At 44.6% G+C, this 24934-nt stretch carries 17 protein-coding genes; 7 read left to right on the top strand and 10 right to left on the bottom strand.

From position 1 onward, the window contains the following. Positions 1 to 11: 11 nt before the first annotated feature. From IR173_RS16760 to IR173_RS16770, 3 genes are read right to left on the bottom strand one after another with little or no spacing between them, the layout of a single operon-like run. On the bottom strand, positions 12 to 1376 hold the full coding sequence (locus IR173_RS16760) for a TolC family protein (RefSeq protein WP_237040663.1): 1365 nt from the start codon (positions 1374 to 1376) through the stop codon (positions 12 to 14). Then, positions 1373 to 4504: an efflux RND transporter permease subunit gene (locus IR173_RS16765; RefSeq protein ID WP_237040664.1), complete on the bottom strand. Its 3132-nt coding sequence runs from the start codon at positions 4502 to 4504 to the stop codon at positions 1373 to 1375. The genes IR173_RS16760 and IR173_RS16765 overlap by 4 nt, the downstream gene beginning before the upstream one ends. Then, on the bottom strand, positions 4504 to 5535 hold the full coding sequence (locus IR173_RS16770) for an efflux RND transporter periplasmic adaptor subunit (RefSeq protein WP_394800685.1): 1032 nt from the start codon (positions 5533 to 5535) through the stop codon (positions 4504 to 4506). Before IR173_RS16770 ends, IR173_RS16765 begins: the two co-directional genes overlap by 1 nt. Before the next feature lie 269 nt (positions 5536 to 5804). On the opposite strand from IR173_RS16770, the gene cls reads away from it, so the two are divergent. The 5 genes from cls (at position 5805) to IR173_RS16795 (ending at position 11344) form a co-directional block, all read left to right on the top strand. After that, on the top strand, positions 5805 to 7061 hold the full coding sequence (gene cls, locus IR173_RS16775) for a cardiolipin synthase (protein ID WP_237040666.1): 1257 nt from the start codon (positions 5805 to 5807) through the stop codon (positions 7059 to 7061). Between the two features lie 243 nt (positions 7062 to 7304). Next, positions 7305 to 8258 (top strand): methylenetetrahydrofolate reductase [NAD(P)H], encoded by a 954-nt coding sequence (gene metF, locus IR173_RS16780; RefSeq protein WP_237040667.1) that lies wholly within the window; start codon positions 7305 to 7307, stop codon positions 8256 to 8258. A 9-nt stretch (positions 8259 to 8267) separates the two neighbouring features. Continuing rightward, positions 8268 to 9395 carry a DNA polymerase III subunit gene (locus IR173_RS16785; RefSeq protein ID WP_237040668.1) on the top strand — a complete coding sequence of 376 codons (1128 nt, stop codon included), beginning with the start codon at positions 8268 to 8270 and terminating at the stop codon, positions 9393 to 9395. 16 nt (positions 9396 to 9411) lie between these two features. After that, entirely contained in the window at positions 9412 to 10887 is a 1476-nt protein-coding gene (gene ricT / locus IR173_RS16790) for a PSP1 domain-containing protein (RefSeq protein WP_237040669.1), read from the top strand. Next, positions 10844 to 11344 (top strand): gliding motility lipoprotein GldH, encoded by a 501-nt coding sequence (locus IR173_RS16795; RefSeq protein ID WP_237040670.1) that lies wholly within the window; start codon positions 10844 to 10846, stop codon positions 11342 to 11344. The genes ricT and IR173_RS16795 overlap by 44 nt, the downstream gene beginning before the upstream one ends. Here IR173_RS16795 and rodA read toward each other — a convergent pair. The 6 genes from rodA to purH form a co-directional block, all read right to left on the bottom strand. Next, a complete protein-coding gene (gene rodA / locus IR173_RS16800) occupies positions 11341 to 12795 on the bottom strand; it encodes a rod shape-determining protein RodA (protein ID WP_237040671.1) in 1455 nt (484 codons plus the stop codon). The genes IR173_RS16795 and rodA overlap by 4 nt on opposite strands. Further along, on the bottom strand, positions 12776 to 14626 hold the full coding sequence (gene mrdA / locus IR173_RS16805) for a penicillin-binding protein 2 (RefSeq protein ID WP_237040672.1): 1851 nt from the start codon (positions 14624 to 14626) through the stop codon (positions 12776 to 12778). The genes rodA and mrdA overlap by 20 nt, the downstream gene beginning before the upstream one ends. Next, on the bottom strand, positions 14627 to 15127 hold the full coding sequence (mreD, locus tag IR173_RS16810) for a rod shape-determining protein MreD (protein WP_237040673.1): 501 nt from the start codon (positions 15125 to 15127) through the stop codon (positions 14627 to 14629). 9 nt (positions 15128 to 15136) lie between these two features. Further along, entirely contained in the window at positions 15137 to 15985 is an 849-nt protein-coding gene (mreC, locus tag IR173_RS16815) for a rod shape-determining protein MreC (protein WP_237040674.1), read from the bottom strand. A 21-nt stretch (positions 15986 to 16006) separates the two neighbouring features. Continuing rightward, on the bottom strand, positions 16007 to 17029 hold the full coding sequence (locus IR173_RS16820) for a rod shape-determining protein (protein ID WP_005943232.1): 1023 nt from the start codon (positions 17027 to 17029) through the stop codon (positions 16007 to 16009). A 91-nt stretch (positions 17030 to 17120) separates the two neighbouring features. Continuing rightward, the gene (gene purH / locus IR173_RS16825; protein WP_237040675.1) at positions 17121 to 18644 is read right to left on the bottom strand and encodes a bifunctional phosphoribosylaminoimidazolecarboxamide formyltransferase/IMP cyclohydrolase; all 1524 of its coding nucleotides are present in this window, start codon (positions 18642 to 18644) and stop codon (positions 17121 to 17123) included. A 198-nt stretch (positions 18645 to 18842) separates the two neighbouring features. Here purH and IR173_RS16830 point away from each other — a divergent pair, with 198 nt between their 5' ends. Continuing rightward, positions 18843 to 21095 carry an inorganic phosphate transporter gene (locus tag IR173_RS16830; protein WP_237040676.1) on the top strand — a complete coding sequence of 751 codons (2253 nt, stop codon included), beginning with the start codon at positions 18843 to 18845 and terminating at the stop codon, positions 21093 to 21095. A 121-nt stretch (positions 21096 to 21216) separates the two neighbouring features. Further along, positions 21217 to 22299, top strand: a complete 1083-nt coding sequence (locus IR173_RS16835) for a phosphotransferase enzyme family protein (RefSeq protein WP_237040677.1) — start codon at positions 21217 to 21219, stop codon at positions 22297 to 22299. Positions 22300 to 22479: 180 nt separating this feature from the next. On the opposite strand, the gene IR173_RS16840 is transcribed toward IR173_RS16835, so the two are convergent. Further along, positions 22480 to 24927 (bottom strand): S9 family peptidase, encoded by a 2448-nt coding sequence (locus IR173_RS16840; protein ID WP_237040678.1) that lies wholly within the window; start codon positions 24925 to 24927, stop codon positions 22480 to 22482. Between the last annotated feature and the right edge of the window lie 7 nt (positions 24928 to 24934).

Here is a 24934-nt window from a genome sequence, read left to right on the forward strand (position 1 = left end):
CTTTTTCCCCTTTAATCACTTGGTGACAAAGCTCCGGTAGCCTTCAGATATTCCACATAACTCAAATAGAGTCGAAAATGAGTGTCCACTTGTGTACTATAGGCCTGTTGCCATAAAGTTTGAGCTTCAAGATAATCTGATAAAGTTTCCAAACCCACTTCATACTGCTTCTTGCTGACCCTCATGTTCTCTTCCGCTTGTTGAAGGGAACGGTCGGAAAGTTCACTTTCCAAACGGGCCTCATCCAGATTGTTGACCGCCAAAGTCAGCTCCAACAGCATTTTCTCATTCATATCAGCCTGTTCCAAGCGAGTCTGTTCCAACTTAGCTTTGGCGGCACGCACTTTATTGATACGTTCGCCAAAGTGAAAAAGAGGGACACTGACATTCAGCAAGACAGAGAATCCTCCTTTATACAAGAATGTTTCATCATTCACTTCCAAACCGTGAATATAATTATATGAGCCTTTAACGCCAACCTTAGGCAACAGTTCGCTACGGTTCAATTTCACTTGCTGTTTTGCCATGTCTACTTGTTTGTTCAAGATACCATATTCGGGACGAGCTGTAATGTCTGACACCTGCATCATCATATCCTCTTTTACCTCAGGATAGTCTCCCGAAACCTGTATATCGGCTATCAAAGGTTTTCCTATGAAATGACACAAATTCATTGTCGCCAGACGCAATGCATTCTCCGCTTTTCGCATATTAAGTTCGCTTTCATTCAATTTCACCTGCACTTTCAACACATCATTCTGAGGCTTTAACCCATGACGGTATGCACTCCCTACATTCTTATGCAACTCGGTCAGCACGGCATGATACTTATCAGCCACTTTCTTCATTTCCCTTGCTTTAACCACTTGGGCATACGCCTTATCTGTATTTAAAATAACGGTAGTAGCAGTCAAAGTTTCGTTCATCTGTGCCATCTCCTTACCCAATACAGACATTTTATAGGCTGCCGTAATCTTTCCTCCCATGTAGAGGGGTTGTTCAACTTCCACGCCACCCATATAGACAAGCCCGATTTTATACTTTAAATCAATTCCCGGGAAATAGGCAAAACCACCATTCGGCAGAAATTGGCCGGATGCATTGGGCATAAATACCGGCAGATTTCCTCCTGCTATGCCATAATGTCCGTCGGCGCTGCTATATATACCGGTTCCACCCGCTGTAATATTCGGGAAAAAGTTTCCTTTATAACTTTTGACCATATATCGTGCACTTTCCGTCTGCCGGGCAGAAGCTGCTATTTCTTTATTGTATCGAAGAGCCATCTCACGGCATTGCTCCAAACTCAATACTTCTTGAGAAAAAAGAGGCAATGAGCAAATCAAAGCACCAATCAGAATAGATATCTTTTTCATTTCTCTGTCTGTTTTATATGAAAAAATAATGCATAAAGAACAGGAATAAACAGTAATGTTATGAGTGTACCAAACAGTAATCCTCCCATGATGGCGGCTGCCAATGAACCAAACATAGCATCTGTCAGTAGAGGAATCATGCCCAGAATAGTAGTCAGAGAAGCCATCATCACTGGGCGCAAACGACTTTGCGAACTATCGATTAATGCTGTCATCGGTTCAACTCCCCGGCCTATCTGCAACGTTATTTCATCCATCAGTACAATACCATTTTTAATCAGCATACCTATCAATCCCAGCGTCCCCACTATCGCAACAAAGTTAAATGTCTTTCCGGTGAGTAGCATGACTGCTACCACTCCCACAAAAACAAGAGGAATACAACAGAAAATAATAATCGGTTTACGATAATCCTTAAACAGCATAATCAAGATAGCAATCATCAGGATAACAGCTAATGGAAAATTCTTAAACAAATATTTCATAGAATCCGTACTGGCTATCTTTTCTCCCTGCCAACACAATGTATAACCTTCGGGTAAAGGAATGTTCTCTATCTGCGAAGCAACGGCCAATCGTGCCTGTTCGGTTTCAAGTCCCGGAGCCGGAGAACACTGCACGCGCTGACTTCTTTGTCCGTTATAGCGCGGCACCACAGGGTCCTCCCATCTGACGTCTACCCCTTTGCTGATTTGTTTCAATGGAGTGCTACCCATGATTCCTTCCACAAGTTCTTCTTTTGACAGTGTACCCGCTTTTAGTTTTACCATCATTTCTTCATTCAGCAGACCATTGAGTGAAGGCAGGGAAGAGAACACCTGCGTATTACCCAAGTCTTCTATCGGGTCGCCTTCCTCATTCAGACATTTCAGATAAATTGTATTGGCATGGATTCCCTCATAGAATGAACCGATAGGGATTCCACCGGTAGCAGTCAGCAGCGAAAGGCTGACATCATTACGGCTCAGTCCTAAAGCGCGCGCAGCCGGCTGGTCGTATTCTATAGTCAGCACCGGGACTTGCGGTTCCCAGTCTGTTGTCACAAGACGTACCTCGGGGGTATTCTCCATAATATGGCGTGCACTGTCTGCCAAACGATGCAATACTGCCGGGTCAGGCCCCATAAACTGCGCCTCGATAGGGTATTTCTTGAACATCAGATTATAACGCTTCAAATTGACATAAGCATCAGGGTATGCCCGTGACAGATAAGACTGAATCTCATCCATATTCTCCACTAGTTCTTCCGGCGAAGTAAAATCCACAATCAATTCCCCATAAGATAAAGAAGGATTGGCGATACTCCGTACCAAATTATACCGTCCGGGAGTTCCGCCAACAGAAATTGTAACATGAGTTATTTCCTCCCTGCCCTTCAAATATGCCTCGATTTCCTGCAAATCACGGACAACTTGTGTAGAATTAGTTCCTTCGGGCAGTTTATACTCCATATAAAGCTGATTGTAGACCATATCAGGAAAGAATCCCTGTCTCATATAACCATAGCCCCAAAGCGACAATCCCAACAAACCGACCATGGCAAATACAAAACTCCAACGATGAGCCAGGCCAAAGCGAAGGGCAGTCCTCAAATAAGCATAAACACGTCCTTTGTACACTCTGACATTCGCCTCCCCAGTCGTTTTCTCACTTTTCAGCCTCCGGTCCGCCATCAGGGGAACATGAATCAATGCCAATATCCAACTCAACAATAACGATACTGCCAATACAATGAAGAGGTCACGCGTATAGACTCCTGCCGTATCCGGTGACATATAAATAGGCAGAAAAGCAATGATGGCAATCAGAGTGGCCCCCAGCAATGGCATCGCCGTTTGTTTCCCAATGGCTGTCATTGCCTCCATGCGGGACTTCCCAGACTTCAGGTCAACCAGAATACCGTCAATAATCACAATGGCATTATCCACCAACATCCCCATTGCCAGCACAAATGCCGCCAAAGACACACGCTGCATCGTGCCACCGGCAAACAGCAGGAACAAGAACGAGCCAAACACAGTTACTATCAGGCTTATTCCAATGATAACCCCACTTTTGAATCCCATTGCCAACATCAGAATGAGCACAACTATAATTACAGACTCTATTAAGTTGATAACAAATGTACCTAACGAATCCCCCACACGTTCCGGCTGATAAAACACTTTATGACACTCCACTCCTGCCGGCAAACGATTCTCTTTCAAATGTTCCAATTTCTTTGCTACCGCATTTCCCACCTTAATGATGTCCGTACCGCTGGAGGCCGCCACCAGCAATCCCAGTGCCTGTTCGCCATCATAAAACAATTCATTGCGGGTGGGCTTCTCATAACTTTTTTCTATTCGTGCGATATCACGCAGGCGCAACTGGTCATCATCATGCCCCTGAATCAGCATATTTCCAATATCGTCCACCGTTTTAAACTTATCATTGACCGTTACACGGATACGGTTATCTCCATTCTCATAATATCCTGTATAGGTCGTTTTGTTCTGTCCGTTCAATGTGGCAAGCACTTCGGCAGGCTTCACTCCTAAATTTGCCATTCGATCCTGCAATAAAGAGATGTTGATACATTCCGGTCTTGTGCCGTAGAGCTCCACTCGGTCCACACCCTCCAAATCACTTACCTCCCTCTTGATAAGTTCTGCATAATCAGATAGTTCCCTGTCCGTCAGTCCGTCTCCGGTCAGAGCATAGAACATCCCATATACATTGCCGAAATCATCTTTCACCATCGGTGTACTTGCTCCCGGAGGAAGCAAAGCACAAGCATCACTCACCTTACGCCGCAACATATCCCAACATTGCTCCACATCCTCATCCTTAACCGTGCTCAACAATTCTATCTGAATAATAGACAAATCATTATAAGAATAACTCTCCACATTGTCTATATTGCCCATTGTACGAATCTTTTTTTCCAGCACATCCGTCACTTCCAATTCCACCTGATGTGCCGATGCTCCCGGATAAGTAGTGACCACCATAGCCAGTTTCACTTTAACTTCCGGGTCTTCCAGCTTACTCATCTCATAGCAAGAATAAACGCCCCCCAAAAGAAGCACAGCCACCAGAAAGTAAACCAGGTTCCTATTCTGAAAAGCCCATTTACTAATATCCATCACAGCAGCCCTCCTACATTAGTTGATGTAACCGGCGGTAAAGGTTTCACCGCTTCTCCGTCCTCTATGTGATGTGCCCCCGATGACACAACAAGTTCGCCCGGTTGCAATGCATCCGAAATTATCACACTCCGTCCGTTGGTCAACAGCCTGAGTACAGTCACCTCACAACTTCTTACCGTTCCTTTCGACGAATCATAAACAAACACCATTGCCTTTCCGTCTTTCCGCAAAACAGCCCCGCTCGATACAGACAAAGAACGAGTGTCACCTGCACTGCAGACAATAGTAACCATTGTATTCATTCCCGGAGAAGGAGAAGGACTGCCATCCGGAACAATTCTCAGTCTCATGGAATACAACTGATTAGCGTTTGCCTTAGGGGTAATGCTGATACATTCCAAAGGATAAACCTCACCCGGATAAATATCAAATGTAGCATGATAACGGTTGAACTGTGTGCGGCGGATATACTCTGCTGCCGGAAGGTTTATTTCCACCTCCGGCGCACCCAGACTAATCATCGAGATAACCGGCATCCCTGCCCCTACCGTTTCATGTTCATCAAACAAATGCTTTTGTACGAATCCGTCAAACGGAGCATAGAGACGCGTATATTCCAATTGGTCTTTGTGATGTTGATACTTAGCTGTTATCTGCTTCAGTCCATACACAGCCTTGTCATTGGCATTGGGTGTAGTGCCATTGTCCTTATAAAGGGCCATCACACGTTCAGCCTCAGCTTTGACCTGCTGATACTCGGCTTCAGTCGCTTCCAGTTGTATCCGATAATCAGTAGGGTCAAGCTGTGCCAACAACTGGCCTTTCCTCACCCGGGCTCCGTCTTCCACACATATTTTGCCTATCGTTCCGCTTACCCTAAAAGATAAGCTGACATCCTGAGCAGCTTTCACTTTTCCCGGAAATTGCAAAGTAGTTTGCCCTTCAGCAGAAAGGATTGTATCTATCTTTACTGTCTGCACTCTTTGAGTCTCTTTGGTATTATGACTGCAAGAAGCCGACATGACCATGAACGCACCTAATATAACAGGATAAAATAGTTTCATAGATTTAAGTTTTAGTATTTTCCTGCAAATTTACCTTACTTAAATGAAGTAAAAAAGGTCTATATGCTAAATTAACTGTTCTATTTGTCAACTTCCCCCATAAATCAGCACAAAACAAGAAGAAAGCCCTCTCGATTTGCCTGTTCTATTTCACGCTTTTAAGTATAAATAATGCCGATATCTTGGTCATCTTTAGAATAATAGATACCTTTGCGACCTTAATTTTAAAAGCAATGAAAATCAATATAGCCAGGCATACTTATCTAACAATTCTTTTCATACTATCCCTTTCTTGTTGCGGAACAGTCCGTGCGCAAGAGGCAAGCAGCGATTCTATTGTAATCAGTTACCTGAAAGAATCAGGTATTCCCATCACCCAAAACAATCAACTGAAACTATTAAAAAGCGGACGTACCAAATTTATCGACCTCTTTGAAGAAATAAGGAAAGCCAAACATCACATCCATCTGGAATACTTTAACTTCCGCAATGACTCAATTGCCAATGCTCTGTTCGACTTATTGGGCGAAAAGGCAAAAGAAGGAGTGGAAGTACGAGCCATGTTCGATGCTTTCGGCAACCTGTCGAACAACAAGCCCCTGAAGAAAAAGCATCTGAAAGCCATCCGCAAGAAGGGAATTGAGATTGTGAAGTTTGATCCTTTCAAGTTTCCGTACATCAATCACGCCCTTCATCGCGACCATCGCAAAATAGTAGTAATAGACGGCAAAGTAGGCTATACCGGAGGGATGAATATAGCCAATTATTACATTAAAGGATTACCCGAAATAGGCGATTGGAGGGACATGCATGTCCGCATCGAAGGTGATGCCGTTAATAACCTTCAGGATATCTTCCTGAACATGTGGAACAAAAGTACCAAACAGCATATCGGAGGGCCGGCATATTATCCTTTGCGCAACGATTCCATTGACACAAGTGGCAAGAGTGTGGCGATAGTCGACCGGGTACCTCGGAAAACTCCCAAAATAATGCGCCGCATGTATGTCAAGTCGCTGGATGCCGCACAACATAAAGTGCAAATCGTGAATCCCTATTTCACCCCTACCCATAGCATAAAGAAAGCTATCAAGCGAGCTTTGAAACGTGGCGTAGAAGTGGAAATCATGATTCCGGGAAAATCAGATATTCCCTTTACCCCTGATGCGGCATTCTATACCTCAAACAAGCTCAGAAAAAAAGGAGCCGAAATCTATATCTACAACGGAGGGTTCCACCATTCCAAAATCATGATGGTAGACAGTTTGTTCTGTACCGTAGGCAGCACCAATTTAAATAGTCGGAGTTTGCGTTACGACTACGAGGTAAATGCTTTTATCTTTGACAAAGGAACAACCCATGAATTGAGCAACATGTTTGAAAACGACAAGAAAGACAGCACACTACTCACCAAAGAGGAATATAAAAAACGCTCCGGTTGGAAACGTTTTGTAGGCTGGTTTGCCAATCTGTTTACACCGTTCCTTTAAGCAAACCATAGTTTCATTCAGTTTTATCAGGTTGAAACGTTTCAACCTGATAAGGTTTTAGTTTACCCTCATGAAAACTGCAGTTCTGTGCCGATGATTTTTTCCCTACCACATGGTTTTCACATTATTATAAGGCAGAGATAAAATAAATCCCCTTTTCACCTCCTTAAACTACAATATTTTTCTTATTTTTGCCCAAATATGTAATTTTGCCGGAGAAGGCACAAGAGACGAGATATAAGAATGAGAGTAGTTGACTTAATAAAAAGTACCGATAAAACGGCTTTTTCTTTTGAGATATTGCCCCCGCTGAAAGGGACAGGCATTGAAAAGCTTTATAAGACGGTGGATACTTTGCGTGAATTTGATCCTAAATATATCAACATCACCACCCACCGCAGCGAATATGTATATAAAGACCTTGGAAATGGTCTCTACCAACGCGCACGGTTGCGTCGCCGTCCCGGAACGGTTGCGGTAGCCGCCGCACTACAAAATAAATACAATATCACAACTGTGCCGCATATCCTATGTAGCGGCTTTACTCGTGAGGATACGGAATATGTGCTGCTGGATTTGCAGTTCTTGGGTATTACCGACCTGTTGGTATTGCGTGGTGACAAAGCCAAGCACGAGTCTGCATTCGTTCCCGAAGGAAACGGATACAGTCATGCGCTGGAACTGGAAGGGCAGATTAATGATTTCAACAAGGGAGTATTCGTCGATGGTTCTCCCATCAAAGCGACAGGAACACCGTTCAGCTACGGAGTGGCCTGTTACCCCGAGAAACACGAGGAATCGCCCAACATAGAGCAGGATATTTATTGGTTGAAGAAAAAAGTGGAAGCCGGTGCTGAATATGCCGTAACACAAATGTTTTATGACAACCGTAAATACTTTGAGTTTGTGGAAAGAGTCCGTAAGGAAGGTATCAACATACCTATCATACCGGGAATCAAACCTTTCGGTAAGTTATCTCAATTGAGTATGATACCGAAAACGTTCAAGATTGATCTTCCGCAAGAATTGGCCTCGGAAGCCGTGAAATGCGAGACTGATGAAGAAGCGCGTGCCCTTGGCGTGGAATGGTGTATCCACCAATGCCGCGAATTGATAGCACACGGTGTGCCGAGTATCCATTTTTATACGGTAAGCGCCGTAGAAAGTGTAAAAGAAGTAGCAAAAGTAATATATTAATATAGACAGATGTTTTTTAAAGATGTAATAGGACAGGAAGAAGCAAAACAACGGCTCATTGCCGAGGTGAAGGAGGGAAGAATTCCCCACGCACAACTGATTTGCGGTCCCGAAGGCACAGGAAAGTTGCCTTTGGCAATAGCCTATGCCCGTTACATTTGTTGTGAGAACCGTGGAGAGCATGACGCTTGCGGCGTATGTCCCAGTTGTGCCAAGTTCAATAAACTGGCACATCCCGATTTTCATTTTGTTTTCCCTGTCATCAAGAAGAAAGCCGGAAAAGATACGGTGTGCGACGATTTCATCTCGGAATGGCGCCAGTTTGTGATGAACAACCCTTATTTCGGTCTTAATCATTGGTTAAAAGAAATGGGCGCTGAAAATCAACAGGCACAGATTTTTGTTAAAGAGAGCGACGAGATTATGCGCAAGCTCAGTTTGAAATCCAGTCAGGGAGGCTATAAGGTAATGATTATCTGGTTGCCCGAGAAGATGAATGTGGAATGTAGCAACAAGTTGCTCAAACTGTTGGAAGAGCCGCCGGTGCAGACCGTTTTTCTCCTTGTGTCGGAAGAGCCGGACGCGCTTTTGCAAACGATTCAAAGCCGGACGCAACGGTTCAACATCCACGGTATCGACGAAGCAGAGATAGCCAAAGTGCTGCAAAGCAAATACGGATTGCAGGCACAAGACGCCGATGATATTGCCCATCGCTCGGAAGGTAATTTCCTGAAAGCACTGGAAACCATTCACCTGAGCGAGGAAAACAAACTGTTCTTCGAACTGTTTGTCAGTCTGATGCGTCTGTCCTATCAGCGAAAGATACGCGACATGAAACGATGGAGTGAAGGAGTGGCAGGCATGGGACGCGAACGACAGAAAAACTTCCTTACTTATTGCCAGCGCATGATACGTGAAAACTTCATGTTCAATTTCCGCCAACACGACTTGGTGTATATGAGCAATGATGAACAAAACTTTTCCACTCGTTTCGCTCCGTTTGTCAATGAGCGTAATGTGATGGGAATTATGGAAGAACTAAGTGAAGCCCAGCAACATATAGAGCAGAATGTGAATGCCAAAATGGTGTTTTTTGATTTCTCGCTAAAAATGATTGTGCTGCTGGTGCAGAAATAACATATATATAACAACTATGGATAATGAGTTTAAATTGAAAAACGGAAGCGGCTGTTTGTATTGCAAAGGCTGCGGACGACAGGATAAACAACTGAATACCTACGACTGGCTGGCTGATATTCCCGGAAACGCCGAGGAACAGGAGATGGTCGAAGTTCAGTTCAAGAATACACGCAAGGGATATTTCAAGAACAGCAATAAGTTGAAGCTGGACAAAGGCGATATTGTTGCTGTAGAGGCAAGTCCCGGACATGACATCGGAGTAGTGACGCTGACCGGACGGCTTGTTCCGTTGCAAATGCGCAAGGCGAACCTGAAACCGGATGTCGAAATCAAACGTATCTACCGCAAAGTGAAACCGGTGGATATGGAGAAATATGAAGAAGCGAAAGCCAAAGAACATGATACGATGATTCGTTCGCGACAAATCGCGCTTAATCTGAATCTGAACATGAAGATTGGTGATGTGGAGTATCAGGGAGACGGCAACAAAGCCATTTTCTACTACATTGCCGACGAACGTGTTGACTTCCGCCAGTTGATTAAGGTATTGGCGGAGACGTTCCGTGTACGCATCGAGATGAAACAAATCGGTGCACGGCAGGAAGCCGGGCGCATCGGAGGTATCGGTCCCTGCGGCCGCGAACTGTGTTGCGCTACATGGATGACAAACTTTGTCTCTGTTTCCACCAGTGCCGCCCGCTATCAGGATATTTCACTCAACCCGCAGAAGTTGGCAGGACAATGCGCCAAGCTGAAGTGCTGCCTCAACTATGAAGTAGATGCCTATGTGGAAGCACAGAAACGCCTGCCAAGCAAGGAAATCACACTGGAAACCATCGACGGCACTTTCTATTTCTTCAAGGCTGATATTCTGAAAGGTACCATCACCTACTCCACTGATAAAAACTTCATGGCAAATATCGTGACGATTCCCGCGCGACGCGCCTTTGAAATCATAAATATGAACAGACGTGGCGAAAAACCGGAAAGCTTGCTGGAAGCAGCCAAAAAGAATGAGCCGCAACAGCCTGTCGACTTAGTGGAACAGGAAAGCCTGACTCGTTTTGACAAACGTAAAGGCAATAATAACAACCGCAAGAAAAAGAGGAAAGGAGAAAGCAACGGCAATAACGAAGGTGCTGCTACCAACAGCAACAAACCGCAGCAGCCCAGAGACAGTCAGCCGAAGGGAGAAGGTCGTCCGCCAAAAGCAGAAAACAGACCTCCCAAAGCAGAAAATAGACCTCCCAAAGGGGACGGCCGTCCGCCAAGAGGCGAAGGCAGACCACCGCGTGAGAACAAAGAAAACAGACCTGAAGGAAGACGTAACCGTGAGGACGGACGTGAGCGCAACCGTAACAACCGACGTCCCGGTAATGGTGAGAACACCACTCCCACCAACAATAAAAACGGAAATAATAACGGTAACAATGCCCAGACTCCGAATGACAAACCCAAACCGCAAGCTCCTGTGGCCGACAAAGAATAAAATAGCCTGCCTGCCGATGGTATGTCTGCTATTGGCCGCATGTAACAGCAATACTGTTTATCACTCTTACCAATCCATCCCCACAATGGGATGGAGTAAGGGTGATACCCTTGTTTACACCCTCCCGACCTCAATACCCACAGGAACGTATAAGATGACTATCGGTATCCGACATCAGGAAAACTACCCTTATCGTGATTTATGGCTGGGTATCAGTCAAAGTGCAAAAGACACGCTCACCTATTCCACTGATACGCTGCAACTGTTCCTTGCCGACGAAACGGGAAACTGGAACGGAGACGGCCCCGGCGGATTGTATCAATTCACCCGACTCTATACTCCTTCTTTTACAATCGCCCAAGACAGTGCTTCCAGAAGTATCCGTATCGTTCATATCATGACAGACAATCCACTGAAAGGAATCAGTGATGTCGGAATCCGTTTGGAAAAACCTTAATGGCTTCCTCGTGCCGAGTCAATGCGCAAGAACACAAAGAGTAGGATGGTAAAGCCCCACAAAGAAGAACCTCCATAACTGAAGAAAGGCAATGGAATACCAATCACCGGCGTTAATCCGAGTACCATTCCTATATTAATAAAGAGATGAAACAGGAAAATGCTCAGCACCGAGTAACCATATACACGCCCAAAACGTGTATGTTGTCTTTCAGAAATCACTATCAGCCTTAAAATTAAGGCCATAAAAAGCAGTAAAACAACGGCAGAGCCCAAGAAGCCTTCCTCTTCACCCACCGTACAAAAAATAAAGTCCGTATCCTGTTCGGGAACATATTTCAACTTTGTCTGTGTTCCATTCAAAAAACCCTTCCCCAACAGTCCGCCCGAACCGATTGCAATCTTGCTTTGGTTCACATTATATCCTGCCCCAGCCAAGTCCTCTTCCATTCCCAATACCACTTTGATACGCACTTGTTGATGGGGTTCGAGCACATTCTCAAACACATAGTCGGCAGAGAAAAGAAAACCCACAGAGCCAATGGCAAACAGGGCAATATAGAAATAATTACGCATACGCTCGCGCATGGAAAGAAATATAAGGTAGAAGACCAATGCCACACACAGTCCGTATTGGAACCACGTAATATCAAAAGGAATCACATAATAAGAAAAAAGTAATGCCAGTAAGGTACCTCCTGCACCAAAACCAAGAATATACCACACCACCGGCTTCTTTTTACAATAAGAATTAACCAGCAAAGCAGACAGCACGGTTATCAGCAACAAGACCGAAAACTCTCCAACCGATGTACAGTCATCCACCATCATCTCCTGACTGAAACGGATACCGACTACAAAATAAACCACGGCACAAATTCCGGCAAACAGAATGGAACCGGGCATTCCTTCTCTGTATAACATAAAGAAAAATGCCAGATAGACCAATGCAGAACCCGTTTCCCGCTGTAATACAATAAGCAGCATGGGCAACAATATCATTCCCACTACCGGAAGAGAATACTTCAGCTTACTCATCGTAAACCCATAGACGTTCATAAACTTAGCCAAAGCCAAGGCTGTAGCAAACTTAGCAAACTCTGCCGGCTGCAAACTGACAGGACCAAACTTAATCCATGAATAGGAACCTTTTGTATCCTCCGCCAAGAAGGGAGTGGCAAGCAACAGCAACATCATTGCCCCATAAAAGATATAGGCAAACATATCATAAAGCTTGTCTTCGAGCATCAACAAAATAAAGCCCAACCCCAATGAACAGGAAATCCACACCAACTGCTTGCCGGCACGCGTATCGAAGCTGAAGAAGTCCATCTCACCATAGTCATAACTAGCTCCGCATACACTGAACCATCCGAAGATAACCAATGCTAAATAGATACAAATAGTCATCCAGTCTATCGATTTCAACATGTTATCGCTCGTGTATGCCATAATCTATCCTCCTGTTTTGTATATCATTCGCTTTCACTTCACTGTCAGGCGACAATCCTCCTTTCAAATACTGTTCCATCATCAGTGCTCCGATAGGCACTCCATATACTGCACCAAATCCTCCATTCTCCACATAAACCGCAATGGCTATCTTCGGATTATTCATCGGAGCAAAGCCCATAAAAACAGAATGGTCTTTACCCCTGTTTTGTGCCGTACCGGTTTTACCGCAAACTTCTATGCCGGGAATATTGGCTCCCCGACATGTACCGCCCAATACAGCCGCACGCATACCTTGTACCACCGTTTCATAGTGTCGGCCACTCACTTTCGTATAATGTTTCGTGCTATACAACGTATCCAACGGTTCATCTTCCACCTCCTTCACCACATGAGGAGTAACATAGTAGCCACGATTGGCTATTGTCGCTCCCAAATTGGCTATCTGCAACGGAGTCAAAGTCACCTCTCCCTGCCCGATGGCAATACTGATGATAGTCAGTCCGTTCCAAGAGCCCCGATAATTCTTGTCATAATATTCAGCATTCGGAATCATTCCCCGCTTCTCTCCCGGAAGGTCTACACCCAACGGATATCCGAACCCCATCGAAACCATATAGTCACGCCAGGTAGACATCGCCTTCTGCACCGAACCGTATTTCTTCTTGGCTCCTATCATGTGATACAGTCCCCAACAAAAATAAGCATTACACGAAGTGGCAATAGCCGGAACCAATGCCAAAGGAGAACCGTGGGCATGGCAACCTACACGAAGACCCGCGTGTACAAATCCGTGATAACAGGAATAGGGTGTCTCGGGTACAATAATACCTTCCTCAAGAAAAGTGAGCGCCTGCGATGTCTTAAAAGTAGACCCCGGCGGAAACTGTCCCATAATAGCACGGTTCAATAGAGGTTTCCAACTATCGCGCGCCAAATCCAAATGGTTTTTTCCTCGTTGGCGTCCCACCATCAGCCGAGGGTCGAAAGTGGGTGAAGACACCATACATAATATCTCCCCCGTTTCGGGTTCGATAGCGACAATACTTCCTATTTTCCCTTCCAAGAGTCGTTCGCCAAGCATCTGAAGCTCCACATCAATTCCCAATTTCAAATTCTTGCCCGGCACAGGAGTCTTATCATATTTTCCGTCCATATAACGTCCCTGAATACGCCCGCGAGCATCCCGAAGCAGTATTTCCACTCCTTTTTCTCCACGCAACTGTTTCTCGTAAGAGCGTTCCACCCCCTGTTTACCGATAAAATCACCACGCACATAATAATCATCCGCCTCTATATCCCGCTTGGAAACTTCAGCAATGTCACCTAAAACATGAGCGGCTGAATTATAATTATATTGTCGAATGGTGCGCCTTTGAATATAAAAGCCGGGAAATTTAAACAGCTTTTCCTGAAACACTCCACATTCTTCGGCAGACAGCTGGGTCATAAAAACCTGATGAGTATAAGGAGAATACCCCGGATTAGAACGACGGTCCCTTATTTCACGAATACGCCTTTTAAAGTATTCCGGAGTAATATTCAAGGTCTGACACAAGTCAAGTGTATCAAGATTTACCACTTCTTTCATCACCATGGTGACATCGTATGCCGGCTGGTTGTAAACCAATAATTTCCCATTACGGTCATACATCACACCGCGGCTAGGATATTGTGTCTTGTTCAGAAAAGCATTGCTGTCCGCATTCTTTTTATAGTCTTCGCTCATAATCTGCAAAGTGAAAAGACGTATCAGGTAAATCAGTACAATAACAACGACCGACCCACCAATCACATATTTCCGCTTCTCCAGATTATAATCTCTTTCCACTTATTTCTTCCTCCTTATTGCCTCTGCACATAATATACAAACAATTGTAATGGAGGCATCTGTCAATATTTTCAATAATAATACAGGCAGATTAAAGAACGAGAAAGTATCTATCACCAGCAAGATGGTACAAAACAGGAACGTACACAACAGAATATACCGGAAGTAAGGAGAAATGCCCATACTCTTAACGCCCGGCTCAAAGTCTTCGGCACTGTCACGCAATGTCACCAGCCTGAGGATAGGCTCACGCATAAAAGCCAGTACCGTAGCTGCAGCAGCGTTCATACCGGGAGTGTTACTGAAAATATCGACAGACAATCCGAGCAAGAATGACCATACCATCAATGTATTACGGCTCACACCCGAATTATACTTCAAAATAAAATAAATAAAAAAGAAAGGAGTGGCATATCCATTTATATGCATACGATTTAACACCAGCACTTGCAACAGCACCAGCCCGACAAACCACTCTATTCTTTGCAAGTAAGTAATCATCAGTCCACTCTACTTATTCGTTTTAACCTGTTTCTCTAACTCCAACTGTTCTTCCTGCCCTTTCTTCGCAATGACACGGACGTCATTCAGACGAGCAAAATCAGTAAATAGCTTAACTCTCAACAAGTAAGACAGGCCATCATGACTATCGGCTATATCATCTACCGTCCCAACCGGAATTCCTGACGGAAACACGGCACTGTGTCCGCTTGTCACAATGGTATCTCCCAAAGAGAATAATGAATGACGGGGCATATCTTTCACATAAGCATACTCAGACGAGCCGCCGTCCCATTTCAAGAAGCCGAAGTAATCACTCTTCTTGATTTTACAGCTAATGCTGCTTTTCGAATTCAAAACAGGAATAACGATGGAGTGATGAGAAGAGGTAAGATAAACAATACCTACCACACCACTTCCGTTCACTACACCCATTTCACTGCGCACACCGTCTGCCGTTCCCTTGTTTATAGTAATATAATTATCGGCATGGGTAATGCTATTATTAATAACACTCGCCTTGAAGATGTCATATTCCTGCAAGGCTTCCTGCTTCATCTGTTCGATGCCACTGCTGTCTCCCGTCGCTTCCGTCAGGGTTTCACGGAGGCGTTCCACTTGCAGTTCCAGTTCTACATTTTTTTGTACCAATTCATCATTGATGGTTTTCAAATGAAAATATCCGGTGACATTATTGGCTGCATCATACACCGCACCGGCAAGCCGATTGGCAGAGGTAAAGAATGCACTTCCCTGATAACTGTTGAAACGGAATAATAAAGCAAAACTGATTACCTCCAGTAAAACAAAGAGGAACCAGTAATTGTACTTTAAAAAGAAATTCAGCAGATTTCTCATCTTTATTTCTTCATTAGTCTCTTATCGCATCAAGAATGAGAAACGGTCTACATTCTTCAGCGCAATGCCTGTACCTTTGGCAACACTCAGCAAAGGATCTTCGGCTATATGGAACGGAATATTAATCTTGTCGGTAAGACGTTTGTCCAAGCCACGTAATAAAGCACCGCCCCCTGCCAGATAAATACCATTCAACACGATATCGGCATACAGTTCTGGAGGAGTCTGCTCCAATGCGCTCAGGATGGCTGTTTCAATCTTGGCAATGCTCTTTTCCAAACAATGTGCCACCTCCTGATAATTGACAGGCACTTCCATCGGAAGGGCAGTAATACGGTTAGGACCACGGACAATATAATCTTCGGGAGCATCATCGCCTAAATCAGTCAATGCCGCACCTACATGGATTTTGATACGTTCCGCCATACGTTCACTCACCTTTACATTATGCTGACGGCTCATATATTCCTGAATATCGGCAGTCAGGTCATCACCGGCAATACGAATAGAGTTGTTCGACACGATGCCGCCCAATGAAATAACAGCAATTTCGGTAGAACCTCCACCTATATCGACAATCATATTTCCTTCGGGTGCTTCCACATCGATACCAATACCGATAGCAGCAGCCATAGGTTCAAAAATCAAATAGACATCACGTCCGCCAGCATGCTCCGCACTATCGCGAACGGCACGGAGCTCGACTTCCGTACTTCCCGAAGGCACACCGATAACCATACGTAATGAAGGAGAGAAGAAACGATTACCCATGTTTACCTTCTTAATCAAACCGCGCATCATTTGTTCGCAAGCGTTAAAGTCGGCAATCACACCATCACGCAAAGGACGTACTGTGCGAATATTCGGGTTCTCTTTCTCATACATCATTTTAGCCCGTTCGCCTACGGCAATCATCTTGTCAGTGCGACGGTCGAGTGCAACGACCGAAGGTTCGTCCACTACAATCTTTCCATTATTCAATATGATGGTATTGGCAGTGCCAAGGTCCATCGCAATCTCTTGTGTAAAGGAGAATAATCCCATAATTTTTATTTAGTTGACAGGTACAATGGGAGGATGTGTCAAAGCCGGAATCAGTTATCTTCCTTTTGACACACCCTCTCAAACTATTATATTAGTGTTTAAAATGACGGATTCCGGTAGTGACCATGGCTACTCCATGTTCATTGCAATACTGGAACGTCAATTCGTCTTTTACAGAGCCTCCCGGCTGGATAACAGCTTTCACACCTTCCTTGTCGGCGATTTCCACACAATCGGGGAAGGGGAAGAAAGCATCACTTGCCATTACTGCGCCATGCAGGTCAAATTCAAATGATTTGGCTTTTTCAATAGCTTGCTTCAGGGCATCCACACGTGAAGTCTGTCCAACACCGCTTGCCAGCAATTGTTTGTTTTTAGCCAAAACAATAGCATTGCTCTTACTGTTCTTCACTATCTTGTTGGCAAACAGCATATCTTCCACTTCGGCAGCCGTCGGAGCTTTCTCGCTTACCTGTTTCAAATCGGCAGCAGTTTCCACATCCAAGTCTCTCTCCTGAACCAACACACCGTTCAACAAAGAACGGAACTGTTTCTTAGGTAACTTAGCTTCCTTGCGTACCAAGATAATGCGATTTTTCTTCTGTCCCAGAATTTCCAATGCATCCACATCATAATCGGGAGCTATGATAACCTCAAAGAAAAGCTTGTTGATTTCTTCCGCCGTTTCCTTGTCAATCACTGCATTGGTAACCAATACACCACCGAAAGCTGAAACCGGATCGCCAGCCAAAGCATCCTTCCATGCTTCGAGAACGGTAGGACGTGAAGCCAGACCGCAGGCATTGTTATGTTTCAGAATAGCAAAAGTAATTTCATCGAATTCATCAATCAAATCAACGGCGGCATTAATATCCAGCAAGTTGTTGTAAGAGATTTCCTTTCCGTGAATTTGGTCAAACATAGCGTCCAAATTACCATAGAAATAACCTTTTTGATGCGGATTTTCACCATAACGAAGCTGCTTTTGATCTTCCACCGCACAACGGAAAGCAGAGCCTTCGCCACCGTCAAAGTAATTGAAGATAGCCGAATCATAATGAGATGAAACGGCAAACGCTTCCTTGGCAAACCAACGACGTTCTTCTTTTGAAGTAGTAGCGCCATGTTCCAGCAACATATCGCGGAACGGTTTGTATTGTGCCTGGCTAGCAATAATTACCACATCATTAAAGTTCTTTGCAGCAGCACGTATCAATGAGATACCGCCTATATCTATTTTCTCGATAATAGCCTGTTCCTCGGCACCGCTGGCAACAGTTGCCTCAAACGGATACAAATCAACGATAACCAAGTCTATTTCGGGAATTTCATATTTCTCAATCTGTTGCATATCCTGTTCCAGACCGCGACGGCACAGAATTCCTCCGAAAACTTTCGGATGCAGTGTCTTTACACGTCCGCCCAGAATAGAGGGATAAGTAGTCAGGTCTTCTACCGCTTTGCACGGGAAGCCCAGTGATTCAATAAACTGTCGTGTTCCGCCTGTTGAGAGGAACTCTACTCCTTCTTCGTGTAGTTTGGTAATAATCTCGTCCAAACCTTCCTTGTGATAAACCGATACCAATGCGGTTTTTATTCTCTTAGCCTCTGACATTTTTAATAGATTAAGTATTTGGGCTACAAAGGTATGAATTTTCAGTTTATATCTTCCACACAAAAAGGTGAAATATTATTTATCGACTCATATTTGTCCTAAAACTCGGATTGTAACACAAATGTAACATGTATGACATTCCATCATAACATGGCTCCCCTACTTTTGCGCCCATTAAAAATAGAGTGAACAAAATTTATGGAAACAATGTTTTTGGGAATCGTCGTATTCCTCTTTCTGCTGGCCATATTCGATTTGGTAGTAGGCGTCAGCAACGACGCAGTGAACTTCATGAACTCCGCAATCGGTGCCAAAGCCGCATCATTCAAGACCATCATCGTCATCGCCGCCCTCGGTATCTTTATTGGTGCTACGCTGAGCAATGGAATGATGGACATCGCGCGCCACGGCATCTTCCGCCCGGAGCAATTCTACTTTCAGGAACTGATGTGCATCTTCCTGGCCGTCATGGTGACGGATGTCGTCCTGCTGGACATTTTCAATTCTTTAGGAATGCCTACCTCCACTACCGTATCCATGGTATTCGAATTGTTGGGAGGTACTTTCGTCTTGGCCCTCATCAAGATAGCGGGAGACGAAACCGGCATGTTAGGCTTTGCCGACCTGCTGAATACGGAAAAAGCATTGTCCGTCATTTTGGGTATTTTCCTCTCGGTAGCCGTAGCCTTCTTCTTCGGCACATTGGTGCAATACCTCTCACGCCTTCTCTTTACTTTTAATTATACCAAGAAACTGAAATACACCATCGGTCTGTTTGGCGGTGTTGCCGTAACAGCCATTATCTATTTCATGCTGATAAAAGGACTGAAAGACTCTTCCTTTATGACCCCCGACAACAAACACTGGATTCAAGACAACACTCTGATGCTGGTAAGTTGCAGCTTTGTGTTCTTCACCGTTCTGATGCAAGTGCTGCACTGGTGTAAAATCAATGTGTTCAAGGTAGTCGTTATGCTGGGTACTTTTGCCCTTGCCATGGCCTTTGCCGGCAATGACCTGGTCAACTTCATTGGTGTGCCTTTGGCAGGTTTCTCTGCTTATACCGACTTTATGGCCAATGGCAACGGCAATCCGATGGGGTATCTGATGGATTCGCTGAATGGCCCCGCCACTACTCCATTCTTATTCTTGTTTCTGGCCGGTGCCATCATGGTGTACGCACTGATTACCTCGAAGAAAGCACAAAATGTAGTAAAAACATCAGTAGACCTTTCGCGTCAGGACGAAGGCGACGAAATGTTCGGTTCATCAGCCGTAGCACGTAGCATTGTCCGCTCCACCATGACTGCTTCGGAAAATATTGCCAAGATATTGCCCGACAACTTGAAACGCTGGGCCGACAACCGTTTTAGTAAGGATGTGATGATTATGGAGAACGGTGCGGCATTCGACTTGATACGTGCCTCTGTCAATTTGGTATTAGCCGGTCTGCTCATCGCGGTGGGAACTTCTTTAAAACTTCCCCTTTCCACCACTTACGTTACCTTTATGGTTGCCATGGGTAGCTCATTGGCCGACCGCGCATGGAGCCGTGACAGTGCTGTTTATCGCATCACCGGCGTTCTTTCCGTTATCGGCGGATGGTTCATCACTGCCGGAGCTGCCTTCACCATCTGTTTTGTAGTTACACTCATTATGTATTATGGTGGCACATTTGCTATGCTGGCTTTGATTGCACTCGCCATATTCCTGTTAGTACGCAGTAATATCAACTATAGCAAGAAACAGAAAGATAAAGGCAAAGACGATATATTCGCACGCCTCATTGCCAGCAAAGACAAAGAGGAACGTTGGACACTGCTCCGCCAGCACGTCAACAATACACTAGTGACCGAAATGGCATTTACCAACGAAACTTACCGTCAAATAACCGACGGATTCATCAATGAGAATCTGAAAGCGCTGCGTAAAGCCGTAAGTAATACCGACAGCCAGAAAGAAATGCTGAAAAAAATACGCCGCAAGGAAATCTTGGGTTTGCGCCGCATTGACAACTTTACCGCTATCGAGAAGAACACGTGGTTCCATTTGGGTAGTAATAGCTGTGAACAGATGCTCTACTGTCTGAAACGTATCTGCGACCCATGCAAGGAGCACGTAGACAACAAGTTCACTCCGCTGTCAGAACGCGCCACCAACGAGTTTATTCCCATCTGCAACGAGATGACCGCCCTGATGACCCGCGCCACAGAAGTGCTAGCCAATAAGGACTATACCCAAACCGATGCCCTGCTACGCGAAGGTTCTCTGCTGAAAAGTAAGATTTCTACCCTGCGCAAAGAGCAAATGGACCGCATACAGGAACGCGACGTAAATGTAAAAGCCTCTATGGTATACCTCAATGTGCTACAAGAATCACAGGAATTGGTATCCTGCTGGCGTCATTTGCTACGTGCAGACCGTATGTTCCAGACCGATTTGAAGAAATAATACGCCTATTCCTATAATAAATAATAAAATAGTGATAGCTTCTTTTCCTTATTTAAGGAGAAGAAGCTATCTTTGTCTCATCATAACCCTTGATTATTCATAATTATTACAATAACAATCTATGGAAAACCTCAATCAGATTATCAAGCAATTCCCCGAAGTGGGCGAAGTAAAAGAAGTAAAAGCACTGACATCAGGGCTTATCAACCAGACTTATTTAGTAAAAACTGTCGATTCTCAAGAAACTGACTACGTATTACAGCGTATCAACCATCAGATATTTACAGACATCGACATGTTGCAGCACAACATCGAAGTGGTGACAGGCCACATCCGTAAAAAACTGGAAGCACAGGGCGAAACAGACATCGACCGCAAAGTGCTCCGTTTCCTTCCGGCTACCGATGGAAAAACATTTTATTATGACGGCGAAGGTTACTGGCGCGTATCAGTGTTCATTCCCCGTTCGCAGACGCTGGAAGCCGTAACTCCCGACTCTTCTTATTTGGCAGGTTTGAAATTCGGTGAATTCCAAGCAATGTTAGCCGACGTGCCCGAACAGTTAGGTGAAATTATTCCTGATTTCCACAACATGGAGTTCCGCATGAAACAATTGCGCGAAGCTGTTGCCGCCAATGCAGCAGGCAGACTGAGCGAAGTGCAGGACATCGTTGATGCCATTGAAAAAGATGCAAATGAAATGTGTAGTGCTGAACAGTTGTTCCGCGAAGGCAAACTTCCGAAACGCATCTGCCACTGTGATACCAAAGTCAGCAACATGTTATTTGATGAAAACGGTAAAGTGCTTTGCGTTATCGACCTCGATACTGTAATGCCCAGCTTTATCTTCTCTGATTTCGGCGACTTCCTGCGTTCAGCAGCCAATACAGGCAAGGAAGACGAAAAGGATTTAAACAATGTCCGTTTTAATATGGAAATTTTCAAGGCATTTGCCAAAGGATACATCGAATCAGCCCGTTCATTCCTGACTCCGGTTGAAGTTGAGATGTTGCCTTATGCAGCTACTTTGTTCCCATATATGCAGGCTGTACGTTTCTTGGCCGACTATATCAACGGTGATACGTATTACCAAACCAAGTATGAAGGTCACAATTTGGTACGCACAAAAGCCCAATATAAATTATATTTGGAAGCAAAAGCTGCCGTGCCCGAAATGAAGGCTTATATTGCAGGTCTGCTGTAATAGATATTTTTTCATGGAGATGTGTCAAAACACGGATAATACTGTCGTTTAGCTCGTAGGGGCGAGGTTTGCTCGCCCGAAAACTGTTTGCTTTGTGTATTCGGGCAGGCAAACCTGCCCCTACAGCTGACAATTGGATAGGCCGGTTTAGTTTTGACACACTCCCATGTATAATCTTCACTAGCGTTTGGGAATATCCACAAACTTCTCACTCTTTCCTTTCAGATGTTCAGAGAAATAATCCACCAGTCTCCAATAGAAATATTCATTCATATCACCGAAGCCGTGGCGTTGTTGCGGTAAAATCAGCATATCAAAGCGTTTACCGGCACGGATTAGTGCGTCGACTACCCGGAGCGTATTTCCCGGATGCACATTGTTATCAATGTCACCGTGAATCAGCAGTAAATTGCCTTTCAGCTGTTTAGCAATCTGAGGATTGGTCGATATCTTATAAACAAAGGTAGTATCTCCCTTTTCGCTTACCACTTCCTTTACTCCGTGATGTGTTTCGCTCCACCAACGATTATAAATATTATTATCATGGTTTCCGGCACATGAAACGGCAACCTTAAAGAAGTCCGGATATTGGCACATGGCAGCCGTACTCATAAATCCGCCTCCTGAATGTCCATGAATACCCACCTTATCTATATCTATATAATTATAACGCATTGCCAACTGCTCGATAGCATATTTGTGGTCGGCCAAGGGGTAATCGCGCATATTGCCATATCCATAGTTATGATACCACTTGGAACGGCTTGGATGTCCGCCACGCTGCCCTACCGAAATGACAATAAAACCGGCTTGTGCCAATCGGTCTGTACGCGGAGTCATGCGGGTAAACGGATAAACCGTACCTTCGACCTGCGGACCCGGATAAACATAGTCTACAATAGGATATACCTTTGTAGAATCGAAATTAAACGGTTTATACATCACACCATAAAGGTCAGTCACCCCATCGGCTGCTTTCACCTTAAAAGGTTCCGGAAACTTGTAACCGGCAGCAAAGAGTTGCGAGAAATCACTTTCCTGAATCGTCATCACCTTGTTGCCGTTTGTATCCAGCAGGTCGGCACAAGGCACTGTGTTGACACGTGAAAAGTTGTCCACCACAAAACGCGCCTCATCATCCACTTCCACACGATGGAAATAATCTCCCTTCGACAGTTGTTTCAGTCCGCTACCATCCAAATTCACCCGATACAAGTGTTCATAATATGGATTTTCTTTCGGATTCATACCATTAGCCGTGAAATAAACGACACGCGCTTTATCGTCTACTTTCAATATTTCTTCCACATGCCAAGGCCCCTTCGTGATGCGGTTTTTCAAATTACCTTTGTCATCATATAAATAAAGATGCGCCCAACCGTCGCGCTCACTCCACTGAATCAGTTCCTTTCCATTGTTCAAAAGATGCAAAGGACGCGTTTCCTGATAGGTATTCATGCGTTCTTCAATAACAGGAACAATAGAATCCTGTCCTACAGTGTAAGAACAAATATCTACCCGATGCAAGTCACGGCTTTTACGTGAAAGATAGAAACGGTTATTGTCACCCAACCAAATCAAAGGCTGGTCTTCCATGTCACGCTGTTTCTGCAACCACGGACTGTAAGAGAGTCCCAAAGTCTGGTCTTTATAAGCACTCACCTTTATTTCCTTCCGGCTGTTGTCACTCATATCAAACAAATACAAATAATCTATCGGAGCTTCTTTTTCACCGGGCATCTGATATTTATAGGTTTCCAGCGTAGGACGCGGTTGTGCCATAGAGTTAATCACCCACAACTCTTTTACGGCCCGATTGTCGGAAACAGTCGTTGCAAAATGACGGGAGTCGGGCGACCACACCCCATACACCCTGCGACGCTTACCATTACACAGCGTATCAGTGTTGAGCATGCTATAAGGAATACCGTAGCCAAAATCTTCCATACCGTCTTTAGTCAGTTGAATTTCGACAATAGTACTGTCCTTTTCATCCTTCTTTGCCTTCTCATAATCTTCACGGCTCATGCGATAAAGATTCAGGTCTTTGGCATAAACCACCGTCTTTCCGTCAGGAGAGATTGACCCCCATCTGATTTTCTTGGGTTCTTTTTCTTTATCTTTCAGATGAGTGAGCTTACGGGTAGGATAATCATAAGAAAAATAAAAGACTTCTTTTTCAGTCTTACCTTTTTTGTCTTTTTTCTCCTTATCCTCTTTCTTGGGTTTGGCATCCTGGGAAGACACTACCTCAAAAGTAAAAGTACGGCCGTCTTCTTGAGCTTTCAAGTTCTTAATGGGAAGATGGCGCGCTTCAAAAGGGTCCTTTACTATTTCGGTCAGTTGCGAGGCCATTTCATCACGGTCGAAAAGCTGCTTCTTACTACGTGCCGAAGGGTCTACCACATACCAAAAAGTACCTTCACTTGTTTTATACTGAAACCAGAAGCTGTTTCCTTTCTGAAACCAATGCGGGTCTACTACGGTAGAGAACAGCATGGTATTCAGTTTCTCCTGAGTAAATTTCTCCGCCTGTAAGTACTCGGGCAAACGTTCCTGTGCCTGCACTATGGGCGTGGTTGTACATAATCCACCTACCAACAAGGTGAACAATAGCATTTTCTTCATAATATTT

The organism is Phocaeicola faecalis (assembly GCF_021730445.1).
Classification (GTDB): Bacteria; Bacteroidota; Bacteroidia; order Bacteroidales; family Bacteroidaceae; genus Phocaeicola; species Phocaeicola faecalis.